Source organism: Cystobacter fuscus DSM 2262 (assembly GCF_000335475.2).
GTDB classification, from domain to species: Bacteria; Myxococcota; Myxococcia; order Myxococcales; family Myxococcaceae; genus Cystobacter; species Cystobacter fuscus.
Window position 1 is genome coordinate 182,786 of the sequence record NZ_ANAH02000066.1, and the last position, 17,757, is coordinate 200,542.

A 17,757-nucleotide genomic window follows, 5' to 3' on the forward strand; every position below is an offset into this window, starting at 1 on the left:
CAACTGAACGATGAGCCGCCGTGTCCGTGTGCCGCGAGTTGTTGGGTGGCTCGCCATAGGTGAATTCTGGGCGTCCATCCTTGGGCGTCAGGGCTGGGCGAGAAGCGAGCTCGTCTCGTACTCCTCCGCCGAAAAGAAGAGTTCGCCACTGAAGTCGCGTCCCCTGCTCCGGGGAATCAGGGCTGAGGCGGGGTGAGCTCGCGCACCTGCGCGCTCAGGCACTTCGCCATGTCCTGCACCAGCGCGGCCACGGCCCTGGACGCGTCCGAGTCGCTGGTGCTCAGGAGGGTCGACGCCTCGGCCAGGGCGCGCGCCCCGTGGCACAGGTCGGACATGGAGACGGGCGCCGTGGTGAGCTGGTTGACCAAGCCCTCCAGCCGCTCCAGCTCCGGCTTCAGATCGGACACATCCACCTTCAGCTCGGGCACATGCACGGTGATGGTCCCCTTGGAGGGCTCCTTCGGGGGTGGGCACAGCTCACGCACGACGGCGAGCCACCCGGCACGGACGAGCGGCCGGCACACGTCGAAGTCGGGCAGCTCGGCGCCGGTGATCGCCGAGTGCCCGCCGGTGGGCCGCCCGTGGGCGACATACCCGCGGGCCGCGTCGGCGAGTTCCCCGGGAGAAGCCCCCAGGAGCATGTCGTCCGCCGCCTGCAGCAACTCGAGCGGAGGGGTGTAGCCAGTGGAGGGAGGAGGGGTACTGCTGGGCAGGACGGACATAGTGCGCTCCGGGGTGGACTGCGAGGTGACACCCCCGAGAAGGGGCGTGGAGTGCGCCGTTTTGCTCCTTTCTGCACCCCCTCCCGCCAAGGCCCCGGGAGTGATTCCGGGCGGTTAGAGGCCGGGGTAGGGCCCTCCACCTCGATTTTTCGGGGGGTCGTCTGACAGTTTCCGTCCAAAGCTTCGGTGGGGGAGCGTGGGGTAGCCGCGAGCGCGAGATTGCACCGCGCCAAGCAATCGTCCGCCGGGCCGCGCTCGCGGTTTTTGGGGGTGGGGTGGTTCACTGACCTACATGCCAGATCGGTCCGCTGACTCAATCGGGGCCACGTACCGGTCGTCTGCGCCTTCCCTGTCTGTGCTGCTCGTCTCCTCGATGAGCGCCCCCGTTGCTCACTGTTCAACCCTGGGCGTTTGAACCGCCAGAATGAGGACATGTCCTAGGATGCGCGCAGCATCTGGTGTCCCCGCAGTTGGTCCACCCGACTGCCATGCATCTAGCAGGGAGAGAGGACCGGCAATTCCGCGACATGACTGCGAGGAAGACGAGACGAGCCAAGCTTTGTGTGTTCTGCCTCACCCGACTGGCCCATGAAGTCGAACACGTACTGCCGAAGAGCTGGTATCCCGCGACCACTCCTCAGACCGTGCAGCGCGTAACCGTGCCCGCCTGTGGCATCTGTAACGATGAGTTCGAAAAGGCGGAGCGGGCGTTCGCACATCCATTGCTGATGGCGCTCAATCCTGACGTCCCACATGCAAAGAGCCTCATCGAAAAACATCAAAGCTCCTGGCAATCACGTCACGCCCCCACAGAAGAGGAGGCGAGGCGCCGCGATGATCGCCTGAGACGGATTGCCAAGGATGTTCGTTATGTCCTTACTCCAGAAGACGGCCGCGCTTATCCGCGGCTCGCCGGGCGGACCCCTGGCGGACTGCATGTGACCGTCTCGCCTGCGTTTCAGATTGAAGCCCCCGTGCGGCAATTGATCGCTGCGAAATTTGTACGCGGCTTCCATTACAAGGAGCACAAGTCGACACTGCCATTAGATGCAAGGATTGCGTTCTTCTGGTTTGATCAGTTTGAAGAACAGGTGGCCGCTGACGTTCGTGATGTTCTCATGGCGGTCCCGTATAATGAGCGCCTTGCGCCGGCGTTGCGCTACCGAGCTTGGCGCGAAGAGGAATACGCCCTCTGGGAGTTCGTGTTGTGGGAGCATTTTCCCTTTGGCGCCCTGGTGCTGATGCCTGCTAGCGACGCAACGAAGGGCTAATACGGCGCCCCTTCTCGGCTGGCATGAGTACGCCCCCACTCCCCACCTCCGCCGAGTCGCGCCCATCGCCGTGGTTCACCATGACCGTGCCCATCGTGGTCTCCCTGCTCGGGCTCGCTGTGCAGTGGGGCACGCTGGGCGCGGACGTGCGTCACCTCGAGCGCCGCTGCACCACCGCTGAGGCTGAACTCACGCGCATCTCCTCCGCCCAGTCCAGCGCCGCCACCCAGGCCGCGCGGATTGAGGCCCGCTTCGACGGCATGGAGCGCGAGCTGTCCCGGCTTGCTCGCGCCGTCGAGCGTCTCACGGATGCACCGGCCGCCTCCGCCCGCTCGGTGCCCTGAGGCGCCCCTTCCTTCCTCCTGGGTTGGCATTTCGCCCGCCCTGCCCAGGAGTCCCCATGCGTCGTCCCTCCCTGTCGTCCCTCGCCGTCCTCTCGCTGCTGTCCCTCTCCTCGCCCGCGCTCGCCCAGGCCCCCGCAGCGGACTCCACCCACGCGGGCGAGCTCACCGCCCACATGTTCGGTCAGGCCGTGTCCCAGGCTCGGGCGAACCCGCCCGCCCCCGTGGCCGCGCCCGCCGTGCAGGCCCCGCCCGAGTCCCCGCCCCCCACCGAGGTGGGCCTGGGGGAGGTGGTGAAGCTGGTGGTGCAGGCCCTCACCTCGCGCAACTGGGGCCTGCTCGCGTGCGCCCTGGTGCTCGGCGCCGTCTACGTGGTGCGCCGCTTCCTCTCCCCCCGGGTGCCGTGGCTCTCCTCGGACGTGGCCGGCGTGCTGCTGAGCATGGCCACCGCCGTGTCCCTCGCGCTGGTGGCGGCGCTCCAGGCGGGCACGCCCATCTCCCTCTCGCTGGTGCTCGGCGCGCTGCTCACCGCCGCCGGCGCCTCGGGGCTCTTCAGTTGGGGGAAGAAGCTCACCGCCGCGGCGAAGGGGAGGGTGGCGGTGAAGGCCGCCATCCACTGACGCGGCTGCCGTTATGAAGCACGAAGGGCCCGGCCTCCACCTCGGAGACCGGGCCCTTCATTCACCTCGTGGCGTTGTCGCTACGGCAGCGCCCAAACGGGGGCCGAGAAGATGATGGCCGCGCCGATGGCGGCCACTTCGGCGGGCGTGAGCGGCCGTCCCATGGCGTCGCGGGCGGCGCTCACCCCTTCGTCGACGGCCTTTTCCAAGGCGCTCCGCTCGTCCCGAAGCTTGGAGTCCTCGTCCCGAGCCCACGCCTGGTACGCCACGAGGCCGGGGTTGCCCTTCGGGCAGCGCTCACCGCCCTGCTTGCTCAGACGGTGGAGGATTTCCCCCACGGCCTCCGGGCTGTGGATGCCGCCCTTCATCCAGGGCGCCATCGCCTTCACATGGAACTCGGTCAGCTTCTGGCGGAGGCACTCTTCGGACTCGGGCGTCATCGTGCCCTTGCCGTACTTCTTCCAGATGGCGTGGATGTGGTTGGTGATCCTGTCGTAGAGATTGTGCCACATCCGGCTCCCGTCCCCCTTGTTGATGAAGTCCCGCGTCAACTTCTCCGCGGGCAGGTCCGCCGCGTACATGACGGTGGGGCCGGAGAGGACGAGGAACGCCGCGGCGCTGAGCCACTTCATGGACTGCCTCATGAGACTGCCTCCTGAGTTGCCCGGCGCGCTTCATGCGGCCTGGGCAACGACTCAGAAGGGGCGTGCCTCACGTCCGGCGGACGCTCCCGCTGCCACCGCAGCCCGCGCACAGGGGCCGCTCCAGGCCGGAGCCCTCGGGAGGACGTGGCCCCCAGCCGGAACCTCGGCAGGCCTCACAGACGACGTAGGGCGAGGCGGCGAAGTGCCGCGCCAGAAAGAGGGAGAACTCCAGGGCCTCGCGCAGGACAGCCTCGTCTACGGCGAGCGCGCGCCAGGCGCGGCGGGAGCCCGAGGCCGCCGAGGAGCGGAGAATCCACTCCTCGTAGGGGAACCGGAGCCCACCAGGCGCCACCGCCGCCAAGGCCGCCTCGTCCTCCATGAGCCTCGCGTGCACCTGGGCGCACGTCTCCTCGATGGCGCCCACCCGCGCCCGGTACCGCTCGGCCTCGGAGGGGCTGACGGACTCAAGCGCCTGCAGCAGCTCGGCGAGCGTGGGCACGGGGAGAGGGGAGGAGGAGGGCAGGGGACAGGGCATGGGGCGGATCTCCACGTGGAGGTGGGTGGGCGAAAAGACACGGGCCCCGTACGGAGGGGGGAAGTCCGCCCGGGGCCCGCGGAGGCCGGAACCGCTCGGGGCCTCAGTCGTGGGTGAGTCCGGTGCAGGGGTTGAGGCGGCGCCCGTGCACGGGGCACTTCCACCCCCGTGCCTCGCAGGTGCAGCGCTCCTCCACGGCCTTCTCGCAGCAGCGCGGAGGCAGGCCGGTGGGCACCTTCGGCTCCTCCTCGGACTCGGGCAGCCCCATGAGGCGACGGTGACGGGCGGTGAAGAAGTGCTTCATGCCCGCGGAGAAGGGGCGCGTGAATATGCCGAGCTGGACAGCGTCGGTGCGGGCCGTGGTACACCCCGGCGCGGGAGGGCCGCGCCATGTCCAACAACACCCCTCGAGGGAACCGGCTTGGGCCGTTCCAACTCGAGCGGAGATACCGGAACACCGGAGACGACCTGGGTCGCATCTATCGGGCGCACAACGTCGAGACAGGCGCAGCGGCGCTGCTGTTGCAGCACACCGAGCGTCAGGCCTTCGACGTGCCGGTGGCCGAGTGGACGATCCGCCTGTGCTCCTCAGTGTCCCCCGCGTACCTCGCGCTCGAGGTGGAGTCTGCGCCCGAGGAGACCGACGCCGGGGATGCTGCGGAGGAGCTGGACTTCATGCTCTACGACTTGCACGAGGCCGTCACACGGACCCTCAAGACTCCGGAGACGCTCAGGCACCTGCGCTCCCGCCGCCCGTCGGCCCCCAGCGTCGTGACGCCAGCGATCCCGGCTTGGCACCGCCCAGCACTCGGGGCCGCGCTCGTCGCCTGCGTGGCGCTCCTGATGCTCCACGCGGGCAACGCTACCCCGGTGGAGGACTGGCTCTCACACCCCGAGTTGGCTACTGCCCGGAGCGACGCGAGCTGGGACGACGGCGGGGATCTGACGGGATTGCTGCTCACCGACACCGTCGACTTCGGCCCGCCCGTGCTCGCCCGGCCCATGCCGAAGAAGCCCTTCGACGTCCAGAAGAAGGCGCCGTGTGACAAGACGCTGGAGGAGGAACACTTCGGGGGCTGCTGGGTGCCGCACAAGACTCGCGCTCCCTGTCCCGACAAACTCTATGAACTGGACGGCACGTGCTACCTGCCGGCCGCTAAGCCGCAGCAGAAGCCAACGTCGATCTTTCGATAGGGACTTGCGCTTCACGGGCCGTGGTAGTATCGATTTGACGTTGCTGTAGTTACTCCGTGTGTCCTCGCTGTTAGGGCGGCGAGTCCACACCACATCTCAAGACATAGGGGTCGGTGCGCGCTCTCGCGCGTGCCCGGCCCTTCTCTAGACTGCCCCTATGGACTGCCCTGGGGGTGTGTCGGCAGCGCCCCGCACGTGCCCTAACACGTTCGGGGCGTCTGTTTTTGGGGTGTGCGGTGGAGCATCTCCAGCGTCCTCTCTCCCTGCTGAACCCGGCCGCTCGCGCCTCGCGCGTTGGAGCGCCAACCCCATCACCTTCCATGCCCGCCTGTCCGGCTCGCACTGAGCGCGCGGGGGCGGACGCACATCCACGTTCTCGGACGCATGGGCGGCGGTGTCTATCTTGGAGACGGTGGCACGAAGGTTGTTAGCAGCGCGGCGGAAGCGAGCGGGGGGAGGGGAGGGATGGGGGAGTTGTCAAACAGTCAGAGAGAGCGGCACGCGCACGGAGGCGTCTCCGCGCGCACCGGGAGCGAGCGTGAAAGTGGATGAGTGCAATCAGCAGGAGCGCCGGCCAGGACTGGTGGCGGTGCCCGAAGGTGGCCTGTGGGACTGCGAGCGGGTGGCTGCCTTCCTCGGGGTAAGCAAGTCGTGGGTGTGGAAGCAGGTGCGAGAGAATCTCGGACTGCCCTACGTGACGCTCGGGGCACGCAACTACCGCTTCGACCCCGCGAAGGTGCGCGCGTGGGTGCAGGCTCAGTCGAAGTCGGGACAGGCAGGGTGAGGGCGTGACGAGCGCGTACTTCCGGCCCAACGCGAAGGGGAAGGCGGTGCTCGCGGCGGGCAAGCGCCTGCAGCGCCGTGCGCCTGACTTCGGCACCTGGTGGATCCGTTATCGGGACGCCGCGGGCCGGACCGCGCGCGAGCGCACGGCGGCGAGGATGGAGGCGGAGGCCGAGCGCATCGCCCAGGAGAAGGCGATGCAGGCGGAGCGGGTGGCGGCTGGCCTTGCCGCACCGGCCCCAGTGCCCATGACGTGCGACGAACTCTTCACGAAGTACGTGGCCAGCACGCAGCACCAGCCCTCGCAGGAGCCCAAGCGCTCTGTCATCAGGAAGTGGTTCGCGCCCCACTTCAAGAAGAAGCCCGTGGCGGCCGTCACCCCGGCCGACTGTGACGGCCTGCTCCAGCAGGCGCGAGCACAGGGCATGGCGGACACCACCGTGCGCAATCTGCACTCGCTCGGGCGCATCGTGTTCAAGTACGCCATGCGGCTCGGGGCCCGGCGGGACAATCCCTGGGCGGAGGTGCCGCGTCCGAAGGTGGCGAAGAGGAAGCCTCGGTTCCTGTCGCGGGCGCAGGTGGCGGCGCTCCTGAGCGGCGCTGGACACCACCGGCTGTTGCTACTCGTCGCCGTGCTCTCGGGGTTGCGGCGCGGAGAGATCGCCGGGCTGCGGTGGGCGGACATTCACTGGGAGGAGGGCCCATACGGCATCATCCACGTGCGGCACAGCTGGGGGCGCGACACCACGAAGGGCGGCGAGGAGCGCCTGGTGCCCGTCCACCCAGCGCTCCACCCGGAGTTGCTCGCCGCCTTCAAGGCCGCGCCTCGCAGCAAGCGCGGCGACCTCGTCGAGGAGCTCGTCTTCGCGTCGCCGGAGGGCGGCATGCGCGGCCGGGGGTGGGACACCGCGAAGCTCTTGGGCCGCGTCGCCCGCTGGGCCGGGCAGGAACTGCCCGAGGGCTTCACCTTCCACGACTTGAGGAAGACGTTCCTGACCCACCTGATCATGGACTCGGGCGGCAACATCGGCGCCGGCCAACTCCTGGCCGGCCATTCCAGCCCGACCATCACCGCCAACTACTACTTCGGGAAGGATGTGGGCTTCCTGGTGGAGGCAGTTGGCGGGTTGAAGCTCGTGCCGTCCGTAGCTGGTGCCGACAAGCACACTGCGAGCACACGGCCTGTCAAAGCAGTCCCACCCGCCACCAAGAGGCATAAAAATGTTCTGTAATTCTGAAGGCTTGGGGAGCCCGGCGCGCTGCGCGTCTCCCCGGGGCTGTTCTAGAAGAAAAAGAACATGCCGTGAAGGTGTGGGGCCCGTGGGCGGGATGCAGGCTCCGCGAAAGCCTGGATCGCGTGAAGTGTACGGCGAGCGACAGGTGGGGGCGGGGAGTCCTACTCCAGCACGAGGCCCGCCGGCAGCCCGTGGGGATTGAGCAGACCGGAGGGATCCCGGGACGCGCGCCATGTCCGCAGGAGGGAGAGGTCTTCCGCGTAGAGCCCCCGGAGGGTGGCCACGTCGAGGACGCTCCCCCCGCGCAGGGAGGGACGACCACCGGCGCGCACGCACCACTCGAGGCAGGCCTGGTGGAGCGCCTCGGCCGCCTGGAGCCCGGGCCCGTCCCCCACGTCCACGCCGTGGTAGAGGCCCAGGGCATACAGGTGTTCCGCGCGTTGGGAGGGCGGCCTGATGTCGAAGGGCCCGCGCGTGCGGCCTGGAGGGTTGGCCAGCCCTAGCAGGCAAACGCTCTCCATCCCGGACATCCACCCGGGCCGCCCCTCGAGGAAGCGCGCGAAGCCACGCAGCCCCTCCAGATCCAGGCAGTAGTCGCACCACACCCGGCGGCGCCAGGGGTGGCGCTGGCGCGTGTCGTCCTCGTCGCTCCAGGTGAGGAGTTGAGGGGGGGCGTCGATCTCCGCCCGCTCCCGCGTCATGTGCGCCAGGGGCTCGGGCAGCGGGGCCCGCGTGGCGCTGGCCTCGTCGGAGAAGTCCCGTCCGAAGACGGACCAGAAACGGCCCTCCTTCCAGAGGCCGAGGAAGTGCTCGGGGGTGGACTCCCGCCACGTCTCGGTCCACGCCACGGCCTCCACCAGGTCGCTCAGGCCGCCGTGGGGGTTGAGCTGCAAGCGGGTCAGCGGCCGCGAGGGCAGGGTGTCGAGCACCACGCGCTCGATGACACCCACCTGGCCGAAGCCCGCCAGCGCGAGGCGGAAGAGGTCCGGGTCCTCCCCGGGGCCACACCAGAGGGCGGTGCCATCCGCGAGGACGAGCCGCAGCCGCTCGACGTGGTCCACCTGCGCGCCCTGGTGGAGCGAACGCGAGCCGAAGCCGCCCTCGGACAACGTTCCGCCCACGGTGGTGCCGGACGCGGACGTGAGCACGGGCAGCGTCCTGCCCGCGGCGTTGAGCGCCTCCTCCACCTGGGCCCATCGCGTGCGGGCGGAGACCTCCACGCGGCCCCCGTCGAGCAGGCGCACCTCGCCTCCCTCCGCGCGGTTGTCGAGGATGATGCCTCCCTCGTCCAGGGTCTGGCCGCGGGTGCTGTGGCCGGAGCCGCGCACGGTGACGCGAACCCCATGGGCGCGGGCCACCCGCAGGGTGTGCACCACGTCCGCCTCGCACCGTGCCCGTACCACCATCCGGGGCACCCGGCGCACGAGTCCCCCGAAGTCATGGGCATACAGCTCGAGTTCTTCCAGGGTGGTGCGCAGGGGGCCGCTGAGTCCACCGCGCAGATCATCCAACAGGGACAGGGCAGGGGGACTCATGGAGGTGGTGACAGTCTAACACGAGCCCCCTTGGGGGCCGGGCATGCCGAGCGGCTCAGGCGCTCGTGGAGGGGCGCAGGGGCAGCCGCAGCCGGGCACGGCACCCGCGCTCGTCGGTCCGGTTCTCCAGGGAGAGGCTGCCCCGGTGGGACTCGGCGATCTGCCGCCCCAGCACCAGTCCAATGCCCGAGCCCGCGGGCTTGGTGGTGAAGAAGGGCACGAAGAGGTTGGTGGTCGCCGACAGGCCCGGCCCCTGATCCTCCACCCACACCTCCACGTGCGAGGCCGTGAGGCTCCAGGACAGGACGACCCCGCCTCCCGTCTCCATCGCCGCGTCCACGGCGTTGCGCACCAGGTTGATGAGGAGCTGATCGAGCTGATCCCCGTCCCCCTGGAGACTGACGGCGGGCCCCTCGCGCACGCTCACGGGCAGCCGGGACTCCAGCTCCGCCACGCGACGCACCCAGGCGCCCACGTCCACGGTCACCATCCGGGGTGGGGGCAGCTTCGCCAGGCGCGCATAGGCGGACATGAACCGGCCCAGCGCCTCGGAGCGGCGGTGGATGATGGACAGGCCCCGCGCCACGTCTTCCTCCCAGTCCTCCGGCGGTGGCGTCTGCTGGACCAGCTCCTGGAGGCTGCTCGCGATGGACTGGATGGGCGTGAGCGAGTTGTTGATTTCATGCCCGAGCACGCGCACCAGTCGCTGCCACGCCAGACGCTCCTCCTCGTGGAGGGTGCGCTGCAGATCCGTCAGGACGACGAGCTGGTGGGAGATGCCTCCCTGACGGAACTCGCGGCGGCGCAGCTCCCAGGGGACGCTCCTGCCGCCGAACAGCCCCGTCAACGTGCGGGGCACCTCGCCCTCGAGACACCCGGCGAGGCCCAGCTCCGACGCCGTCTTGTCCACCAACCGCGCGGCGGGCTCCCCGAGCAACTGCCGGCCAGCGCGGTTGAGCCAGCGCAGGTGGCGCGTGGAGTCGAAGGCGAAGAGGGCCATGTCCATCTCGTCCATGACCTGGCGCAGCAGGGCATCGGCCTCGAGCACGCCCAGCCGCTGTTCGCGCAGGGTGTCCGACAGGAAGTTGAACTCCAGGAGCAGGCCCGCGAGTGGATCATTCGTGAGGGTGCCCGCCGAGGGCAGCCGGCCGCGCACCGAATAGTCCCCCTCGCGCAGCGCCGCCAGCAGGTTGGACAGCGTGCGCAGGGGGCGGGCGATCCCCTCGCGCAGGGCGTGCACGAGCGCGATCCAACTGCCGAGCACGACGAGGATGAAGGCCCCCTTGAGCGTCGTATCCAGCTGCGCCCTCCACAGGAGCGCGAGCGCCACGATGATGCCGGGCAGCCCGGAGGCGAGCGCGAGCAGGGTGACTCGCGTGGTGTACGAGAGTCTGGACCCTCCTCTCATCCCGAGCCCTTCAATCCGAAGTGCTGCAGGCGCCGGTAGAGCGCGCTGCGGCTCAACCCCAGGGCCTTCGCCGCCTCGGTGACATTGCCACCCGCCCGGGACAGGGCCCGGGTGATGAGGTAGTGCTCGGCCTGCTCCATGGTCATGTCCGGCAGCGGGGCCTGGGTCGCACGGAGCGCCGGCTTGAGGGTGAGATCCTCCACCTCCACCGTGTCGCCCTGGGCCAGGAGCATGGCGCGCTCCATGGTGTGCTCCAACTCGCGCACGTTGCCGGGCCAGGCATGCTCCAGCAGCGCCTGGAGCGCCCGGGCGGAGAGCCCCGGGGCCGGGCGGCCATAGCGTGCCGCCTGCTCCGCGAGGAAGCGCGTGGCCAGCGCGGCGATGTCCTCGCGCCGCTCGCGCAGGGGGGGCAGGTGGATCTCCACGGTGTTGAGCCGGTAGAGCAGATCCTCGCGGAAGCGCCCCGCCTGGGTCTCTTCCGGCAGCGACACGTTGGTGGCGGACAGGACGCGCACGTTGGCGTGCTTCACGTGCGAGGAGCCGACGGCGTGGAACTCCCCGGTCTGCAGGGCGCGCAACAGCTTCGCCTGCTGTCCCAGGGGCATGTTCCCCACCTCGTCGAGGAAGAGCGTGCCCTCGTGGGCCAGCTCGAAGCTGCCCACCCGCGCGCTCTTCGCGTCGGTGAAGGCGCCCTTCACATGGCCGAACAGCTCGCTCTCGAAGACCCCCTCCGCGAGCCCTCCCGCGTTGACCGACACCAGCGCGTGCGAGGCCCGCTTGGACAGGCCGTGCAGCCAGCGGGCGACGACCTCCTTGCCCGTTCCATGCTCCCCGGTGATGAGGACGTTGGCCTCGGAGGGGCCCACGCGCTCGACGAGCTGCACCACGCGCTGCATGGCGCGCGACTCGTGGGCGAGCGGCGGCAGCGGCCCCTGGAGCGCTCCCTCGGACGGAGCCGCCGAACGGCGGGTGCCGCGCAGCGCCCGGCCCAGCTCGAGCTGGGTCTTCACCGTGGCCAGCAGCCGGGCATTGTCCCACGGCTTCTGGATGTAGTCGCGCGCGCCGCGATGGAGCGCCTCCACGGCCGCTTCCACGTTGCCCCAGGCGGTCATCACCAGCACCGGCACGAACGGCTCGCGCTCACGCACCCGGGAGATCAGATCCAACCCCTCGTGGCCCGAGGTGGTGTCGCGCGCGTAGTTCATGTCCAGCAGCAGCGCGTCGAACTCCTGGGCCTCCAGCGCCGTCAGCACGCCCGCGGGGGAATGGGTGGTGACCACCTGGATGCCCGCGCGCTTGAAGAGCAGCGTCAGCGCATCGAGGATGTCGGGGTGATCATCCGCGGCGAGCAGCCGCAGCGGAGGGGATGGGGACTCGGGAGCCGATGCCACGTGGACGGTTCCGGGCGCGCGCGTCAGGCGCGGGGCTGGTCCTCGACGATGCGCCCGTCGAAGAGGCTGATGGTGCGCGAGGCCTGCCGGGCTTGAGAGGTGTCGTGGGTCACCATGCAGATGGTCGAGCCGCTCTCGTGCAGTTGTCGCAGCAACTCCATGACCAGCTGGCCATTCCTCGAATCGAGGTTGCCCGTGGGCTCGTCCGCCAGGAGCAGCAAGGGATCTCCGGCCACGGCGCGGGCCACGGCCACGCGCTGCTGCTGTCCGCCGGACAGCTGTCCGGGCATGTGCCGGGCGCGGTGCGAGATGCCCACGCGCTCCAGGGCCGCCTCCACCCGCTGCTTGCGCTCGGCCGCGGGCATGCCCCGGTAGACGAGCGGCAGCTCCACGTTCTCGTGGACCGTCAGATCCCCGAGGAGGTTGAAGCTCTGGAAGATGAAGCCGATGTGGCGGTTGCGCACATGGGCCTGCTGCGAGGGCGTCAGCCCGGACACCGCCTCGTCGTTGAGCAGGTAGGTGCCCGCCGAGGGGCTGTCGAGCAGGCCGAGGATGCCCAAGAGCGTGCTCTTGCCCGAGCCCGAGGGGCCGACGATGGCCACCCACTCGCCCGTCTTGATGCTCAAGTGGATGTTGGAGAGCGCGTGGGTTTCCAGCTCGTCGGTGACGAACATCTTCGTGACGCCCTCCATGCGCAGCAGATCCTTGGGGGCTCGCACCGCCTCGCTCACCACCTCTCTCACCACCTCGCTCATTGCACCCTTACCCGAGGCGCCTCGCTCCACGCCGACATGTCCGAGAGGATGACGCGATCACCCGCCGCCAGTCCATCGAGCACCTCGATGGTATTCACGGAACTGCGTCCGAGGTGGACTTTCACCCGTTCGGCGTGCGCGCCGTCCGCCGTGAGGCGGAACAGCTCCATGGAGGAGGAGGGCTGGGCTCCCGCGGGGCGGCCCACGTTGAGCACTCCGTCCAGGCGCTCCAACTCGATGGTGCCCTCCACGCTCAAGTCCGGCCGGGCCCCCGCGGGCAGCTCTCCCTCGAGCGACACCTCCACGAGCACCGTGCCCTGGACGGCCGCCGGGGCGATGCGCGCCACCTTGCCGGGGACGAGCCCGGTGCGCGTGTCCACCTTCACCGACTGGCCCGGCTGCACGTCCTTGGCCAGCGTCTCCGGCACGCGCAGCACGGCCTTGAGCACCCCCGGCTGGATGACCTTGGCCAGCACCATGCCCGGCGTCACCCACTGACCCAGCTCCACGCTCAGCTCCTGCAAGAGGCCGTCCGTCCGGGCGCGCACCTTCATCGACTCGACCTGGCCGCGGCGGAAGTCCACCACGGCCTTGAGGCGCTGCACCTGCGCGCGCTGCGCCGCCAGCCGGTCCGCCATGCTGCGGGCAATCACCTCCAGGCGCCGCTGCTGCAGTTGGAGCTGTTGCCCCAGCTCCTCGGACTTCTCGTTCACCTCCTGCATTTCCACGGACGCGATGTACTGCTTCTCGCCCAGGGCCGTGCTGCTCTCGGCGCGCCGCCGGGTGGTGAGCTGCTCCGTGCGCAGCCGGGCCAGGCTCGACTCCTCCTGCAGCCGCTGCATCTCCAACTCCTCCTTGAGGGCCATCAACTCCCCCTCGGCCACGGCGAGCTGGCGCTCGGCCTCCAGCGCCTGGAGCGCCACGTCGGGGTTGGACAGCTCCATGAGCTGCGTGTCCGCCTCGACACTGGCGCCCGGGCGCAGCGGCAGGTGCTCGATGCGGCCGGCCGTGTCGGCGGTGATCCACCGGAAGTTCTCGGGGACCAGCGTGCCGGGGCCCACCACCTGTCGGACCATCTCCCCCTGCTTGACGCTGTCGATCCACACCGAGGCGCCATCCACCTCCGGTGCCGCCTGGCCCAAATGGCTCATGCCGAGCGTCATCAGGACGAGCACCCCGAGGATCAGCGCTCCGTAGAGCAGCGGGGTACGGCGGCGGTTCTTGGCGGGCCTTGGAATGTCCATGGGAGGGTCGCGCTCAGCCTGGGGGTCCGGTGGGGTGCCCCCTCTTCGAGGCAAATCATATGCCACCCCCCTGGGCCCGCAACCGCGCGAAATTCCTCCCCCCCACCTCCCGTGCGCGTTCGCTTCCGGGCGGTCGATCCCAAAAGCGGACACCCGGAGGCGGGAGGGGGGAGCTACCGGTAGGTGATGAGCGCCCGTCGCGCGCCCTCGAAGTGGGCGTGCTCGTTGAGCGTGGAGAGGTAGCGGCCCCGCTCGCTGTAGATGAGCTTGGTGACGCCGCAGTTGGTGAGCATCCAGTTGATGCGGAACGCGTGCTCGTCCGGGAGGTGCAGCAGTTGCTGACACACCGCGGTGATGGGTCCCCCCGAGGTGAACACCACGCCGGTGGCGGAGGGCCCCAGGGTCTTCAGGACGGCGTCCAGGGCCTGGGTGCAGCGCTGGCGGAAGGCGGACCAGGTCTCCTGGTACTCGGCGTCGTGCTGGCCGCTCACCCAGCGAGCCACCGCCTGGGTGAACAGCTCCTGGAAGGCCCGGCGCGGATCCGCGGTGGACAACACCTCCTGGCGCAGCGTGGCGGGGTCCGCGTAGCGGGGCGTGTGCAGGCGGATCAGCTCGTCCTGGTCGAACTCGTCGAAGCCCGGGAGGCTCTGGAGCGCGAGGTCCACGCCCCAGGTGGACTGGCACGCCTCGGCGGTCTCCCGGTGGCGCCGCAGGCTTCCGGTGAAGAGCGCATCCGGCCGGGGCAGGCGCGAGCGCAGATTCTCGCCGAGCACGCGCGCCTGCTCGAAGCCGGTCTCCGACAGCGCGTCGTAGTCCGACTTGCCGAAGGAGGCCTGGCCATGGCGCACCAGGTACACCGCGCCCATCAGCGGCCCTCCCGCTTGATGAGCCCGCGGCACCGCCAGTCGAGGTAGTTGACGAGCACCCAGAAGTTCTTGAACGCCGGGTTGCGCGTCTGCTTGTGGTGATAGCGGTAGTAGATCTGCTGGATGATGACGGCGAGGCGGAACAGGCCGTAGACCTCGTAGAAGGTCCAGTTGGCGGGCTTGAGGCCCATGCGCTCGAGGTAGTAGGCGACCACCTCCTCGCGCCGGAGCATGCCGGGCAGGTGGGTGGGCTGGCGGCGGGTGCTGCGCAGGATGATGTGATCGTCGGGGTGCACCCAGTAGGCGAGGGTGTTGCCCAGATCCATCAAGGGGTCGCCCAGGGTGGCCATCTCCCAGTCGAGCACGCCGATGACCTCGGTGGGCTGCTCGGGGGAGAGCACCACGTTGTCGAAGCGCCAGTCATTGTGGATGACGCACGTGGCGATGTCCTCGGGGGTGTTCGCCTTGAGCCAGTCGCGCACGCGGCGGTAGCTCGGCACGTTCCACGTGCGGGCCTTCTCGTAGCGCTCGGACCAGCCCTCGATCTGCCGCCGGGGATAGCCGGGCCCCTTGCCGAGCGACGTGAGCCCGGCGGCCTGGGGATCCACCCGGTGCAACTCGATCAGCTTGTCGATGACGTTGAGGCACAGGCGGCGCGTCTGGGCGGTGTCCAGCGTCATGCCCGCGGGCAGGCGCGAGCGCGGAATGAGGCCCGGGATGCGCTCCATGACGTAGAAGTCCGTGCCGATCACCGCCGCGTCCTGGCACAGCCCCACCATGGTGGGCACGGCGGGGTAGACGGGCTTGAGCGCCTTCTGCACGTTGAACTCGCGCGCCATGTCGTGCGCGGACTTCGCCTTGGTGCCCGCCGGAGGCCGGCGCAGGATGAGGTCGCGCTGGGGGTACTTCAGCCGGTAGGTCCAGTTGGAGGCGCCCCCCGAGTACTGCGTCACCTCGGGTGTGCCCTCCAGCGAGGGCTCCTGGCGCTTGAGCCAGGCGTCCACGGCCGCGACGTCGAGCTCCTCGCCCTTGCGCACGGCTCCGGCTTGATCAGTGGTTGGGGTCGCGGACATGGGTTCCTCAGGCCTTCGCGGTGCTGAAGCCGCTCATCCGGCGCGCCTGATTCCTGATCAGCTCGGCGTAGATCCGGCGTGGCAGGAGCCGCTTGGCCAGCCAGGCCTGACGGCCTTCGATGTGGGGCAGCACGTAGAACTCGCGCGTCTTCACCGCCTGGAAGATCTGGTCCGCGATGTCCTCCGCGGTGATCTTCGAGCGGTTGAGCAGCTTGCCCATCACGTTGCGCATGGCGGGATTGCTGGCGCGCAGGGAGTCGGCCAGGTTGGTCTTGAAGAAGGACGGGCAGACGAGCGTCACGCCGATCTTCGAGTCGGCGAGCTCGTTCTGCAGCGTCTCGGAGAGGGAGACGACGGCGGCCTTGGTGGCGTTGTAGGCGCCCATCATCGGCATGTCGAGCAGCCCCGCCATGGAGGCGACGTTGACGAAGTGGCCGTGGCCCTGGCGCTTGAACAGGGGCGTGAACACATGGCAGCCGCGCACGACGCCCATCAGGTTGATGTCCACCACCCACTGCCAGTCGGCGATCGACACCTCGTCGATGCCGCCCGCCTGGGCGACACCCGCGTTGTTGACCACGACGTCCACGCCGCCCCATTCCTCATTGAGCCGCTCGGCCGCCGCGCGCAGGTCCCCCTCGCGCGTCACGTCACAGTGCAGGGAGAGGGCCTGGGTGCCCAGCGCCTTGAGCTCCGCGAGCGTCTCCTTGCCGCGCGCCTCGTGCACGTCGCCGATGGCCACGCGCCAGCCCGCCCGCGCGTAGCGCAGCGCGATGGCCTTGCCCAACCCACTGGCACCGCCCGTGATGAAGATTCGTTGTGAGGTCATGACCGGTCACTCCGGGTGAAGCCGCGCCTGGCGAGCTCGATGCGGGCGATGACGCCCTTGTGCACTTCGTCCGGACCATCCGCCAGGCGCAGGGTGCGCGCCTGGGCGAAGAAGCCCGCGAGCGGGGTGTCGTTCGACACGCCCGCGCCACCGAAGATCTGGATGGCGTCGTCCACCACCTTCTGCAGGACGTTGGGCGCGACGACCTTGATGGCGGCGATCTCCGACATGGCCCCGAGCGCGCCCACCTCGTCCATCTTCCACGCCGCGTAGAGCGTGAGCAGCCGGGCCTGATCGATGGCGATGCGGGCCTCGGCCACGCGCTCGCGGTTGCCGCCCAGGTTGAGCAGGGGCTTGCCGAAGGCGGTGCGCTTCATGCCGCGGTCGATCATCAACTCGAGCGCGCGCTCCGCCGCGCCGAGGCAGCGCATGCAGTGGTGGATGCGGCCGGGACCCAGGCGGCCCTGGGCGATCTCGAAGCCCTTGCCCAGGCCACTGATGACGTTGGAGGCGGGCAGACGCACGTTCTCGAAGCGCACCTCGCCGTGGCCGCCGTGCGAGATGTCGTACTCACCGAACACCGGGAGCATGCGCTCGACGGTGACCCCGGGTGAGTCCAGCGGCACGAGCACCATGGAGTGCTGATGGTGCCGGTCCTGATCCGGCGCGGGGGTGCGCGCCATGAAGATGGCGACCCTGGCCTTGGGGTTGCCCAGGCCGCTCGACCACCACTTGCGGCCGTTGAGCACCACGTGGTCGCCGTCCAGCACCGCCGTGGCCTGCATGTTGGTGGCGTCCGAGGAGGCCACGTCCGGCTCCGTCATGCAGAACACCGAGCGGATCTCCCCGGCGAGCAGCGGCTCCAGCCACTGCTTCTTCTGCTCCTCGGAGCCATAGCGCCAGAGCACCTCCATGTTGCCGGTGTCCGGGGCGTTGCAGTTGAAGACCTCGGGGGCGATGAGGCTGCGGCCCATCTCCTGGGCGATGGGCGCGTACTCCAGGGTGCTCAGGCCCGCGCCGAGCTTCGCGTCGGGCAGGAAGAGGTTCCACAGGCCCTCGGCTTTCGCCTTGGCCTTCCACTCCTCCATCAGCGGGGGAATCCGCCAGCGCCGCCAGTCTCCCCCCACTTGATCCGCCTGGAGCTGCGCCGCGTAGCGCGCTTCCGCCGGCTCGATGTGCTCGCGCACGAAGCGCTTCACGCGCTCGAGGTATTCCTGGCTCCTGGCGCTTGGCTCGAAGTTCATCGTTCCTCCCGTGTCCGTTGCCCGCGGCATCCTGGAGCAGGGGGTGTTGATGAATCCAGTGAATCCT

19 protein-coding genes are annotated in these 17,757 nt (G+C 69.5%); 6 read left to right on the forward strand and 13 right to left on the reverse strand.

Annotated elements, in window-relative coordinates; all coding sequences use genetic code 11:
* Positions 1-176: 176 nt before the first annotated feature.
* Positions 177-722: a hypothetical protein gene (locus D187_RS41330; RefSeq protein WP_002629895.1), complete on the reverse strand. Its 546-nt coding sequence runs from the start codon at positions 720-722 to the stop codon at positions 177-179.
* Between the two features lie 563 nt (positions 723-1,285).
* On the opposite strand from D187_RS41330, the gene D187_RS56030 reads away from it, so the two are divergent.
* The 3 genes from D187_RS56030 to D187_RS51175 all read left to right on the forward strand — a co-directional run bounded on the left by D187_RS56030 (position 1,286) and on the right by D187_RS51175 (position 2,954).
* Entirely contained in the window at positions 1,286-1,993 is a 708-nt protein-coding gene (locus D187_RS56030; protein WP_155893962.1) for a hypothetical protein, read from the forward strand.
* Between the two features lie 80 nt (positions 1,994-2,073).
* Entirely contained in the window at positions 2,074-2,337 is a 264-nt protein-coding gene (locus D187_RS41340; protein ID WP_002629894.1) for a hypothetical protein, read from the forward strand.
* Between the two features lie 56 nt (positions 2,338-2,393).
* On the forward strand, positions 2,394-2,954 hold the full coding sequence (locus D187_RS51175; protein ID WP_002629893.1) for a hypothetical protein: 561 nt from the start codon (positions 2,394-2,396) through the stop codon (positions 2,952-2,954).
* Positions 2,955-3,034: 80 nt separating this feature from the next.
* Here the strand turns inward: D187_RS51175 and D187_RS41350 are convergent, their stop codons facing one another.
* From D187_RS41350 to D187_RS53310, 3 genes are all read right to left on the reverse strand, one after another.
* A complete protein-coding gene (locus tag D187_RS41350) occupies positions 3,035-3,598 on the reverse strand; it encodes a hypothetical protein (RefSeq protein ID WP_002629892.1) in 564 nt (187 codons plus the stop codon).
* Positions 3,599-3,665: 67 nt separating this feature from the next.
* Positions 3,666-4,133, reverse strand: coding sequence for a hypothetical protein (locus D187_RS41355; RefSeq protein ID WP_002629891.1), 468 nt, complete (start codon positions 4,131-4,133; stop codon positions 3,666-3,668).
* A 103-nt stretch (positions 4,134-4,236) separates the two neighbouring features.
* Entirely contained in the window at positions 4,237-4,437 is a 201-nt protein-coding gene (locus D187_RS53310) for a hypothetical protein (RefSeq protein ID WP_002629890.1), read from the reverse strand.
* An 86-nt stretch (positions 4,438-4,523) separates the two neighbouring features.
* Here D187_RS53310 and D187_RS41360 point away from each other — a divergent pair, with 86 nt between their 5' ends.
* The 3 genes from D187_RS41360 (at position 4,524) to D187_RS41370 (ending at position 7,342) form a co-directional block, all read left to right on the forward strand.
* Complete coding sequence (locus D187_RS41360) at positions 4,524-5,327, forward strand: hypothetical protein (protein ID WP_002629889.1); 804 nt, start codon at positions 4,524-4,526, stop codon at positions 5,325-5,327.
* 538 nt (positions 5,328-5,865) lie between these two features.
* Positions 5,866-6,111 (forward strand): helix-turn-helix transcriptional regulator, encoded by a 246-nt coding sequence (locus D187_RS41365; RefSeq protein WP_245591958.1) that lies wholly within the window; start codon positions 5,866-5,868, stop codon positions 6,109-6,111.
* A 4-nt stretch (positions 6,112-6,115) separates the two neighbouring features.
* A complete protein-coding gene (locus D187_RS41370; protein WP_002629887.1) occupies positions 6,116-7,342 on the forward strand; it encodes a tyrosine-type recombinase/integrase in 1,227 nt (408 codons plus the stop codon).
* Positions 7,343-7,506: 164 nt separating this feature from the next.
* Here the strand turns inward: D187_RS41370 and D187_RS51180 are convergent, their stop codons facing one another.
* From D187_RS51180 to D187_RS41415, 9 genes are all read right to left on the reverse strand, one after another.
* Positions 7,507-8,880: an FAD-binding oxidoreductase gene (locus D187_RS51180; protein ID WP_002629886.1), complete on the reverse strand. Its 1,374-nt coding sequence runs from the start codon at positions 8,878-8,880 to the stop codon at positions 7,507-7,509.
* Between the two features lie 55 nt (positions 8,881-8,935).
* The gene (locus D187_RS41380; protein WP_002629885.1) at positions 8,936-10,288 is read right to left on the reverse strand and encodes a sensor histidine kinase; all 1,353 of its coding nucleotides are present in this window, start codon (positions 10,286-10,288) and stop codon (positions 8,936-8,938) included.
* A complete protein-coding gene (locus D187_RS41385) occupies positions 10,285-11,679 on the reverse strand; it encodes a sigma-54-dependent transcriptional regulator (protein ID WP_002629884.1) in 1,395 nt (464 codons plus the stop codon). Before D187_RS41385 ends, D187_RS41380 begins: the two co-directional genes overlap by 4 nt.
* Positions 11,680-11,702: 23 nt before the next feature.
* Positions 11,703-12,434, reverse strand: coding sequence for an ABC transporter ATP-binding protein (locus D187_RS41390; RefSeq protein WP_002629883.1), 732 nt, complete (start codon positions 12,432-12,434; stop codon positions 11,703-11,705).
* Positions 12,431-13,678: an efflux RND transporter periplasmic adaptor subunit gene (locus D187_RS41395; RefSeq protein ID WP_002629882.1), complete on the reverse strand. Its 1,248-nt coding sequence runs from the start codon at positions 13,676-13,678 to the stop codon at positions 12,431-12,433. Before D187_RS41395 ends, D187_RS41390 begins: the two co-directional genes overlap by 4 nt.
* Positions 13,679-13,851: 173 nt before the next feature.
* Entirely contained in the window at positions 13,852-14,544 is a 693-nt protein-coding gene (locus D187_RS41400) for a histidine phosphatase family protein (protein WP_002629881.1), read from the reverse strand.
* Complete coding sequence (locus D187_RS41405) at positions 14,544-15,617, reverse strand: phosphotransferase family protein (RefSeq protein ID WP_002629880.1); 1,074 nt, start codon at positions 15,615-15,617, stop codon at positions 14,544-14,546. Before D187_RS41405 ends, D187_RS41400 begins: the two co-directional genes overlap by 1 nt.
* 7 nt (positions 15,618-15,624) lie before the next feature.
* Positions 15,625-16,446, reverse strand: coding sequence for an SDR family oxidoreductase (locus D187_RS41410; RefSeq protein WP_002629879.1), 822 nt, complete (start codon positions 16,444-16,446; stop codon positions 15,625-15,627).
* On the reverse strand, positions 16,443-17,690 hold the full coding sequence (locus tag D187_RS41415; protein WP_002629878.1) for an acyl-CoA dehydrogenase family protein: 1,248 nt from the start codon (positions 17,688-17,690) through the stop codon (positions 16,443-16,445). The genes D187_RS41410 and D187_RS41415 overlap by 4 nt, the downstream gene beginning before the upstream one ends.
* Positions 17,691-17,757 lie beyond the last annotated feature (67 nt).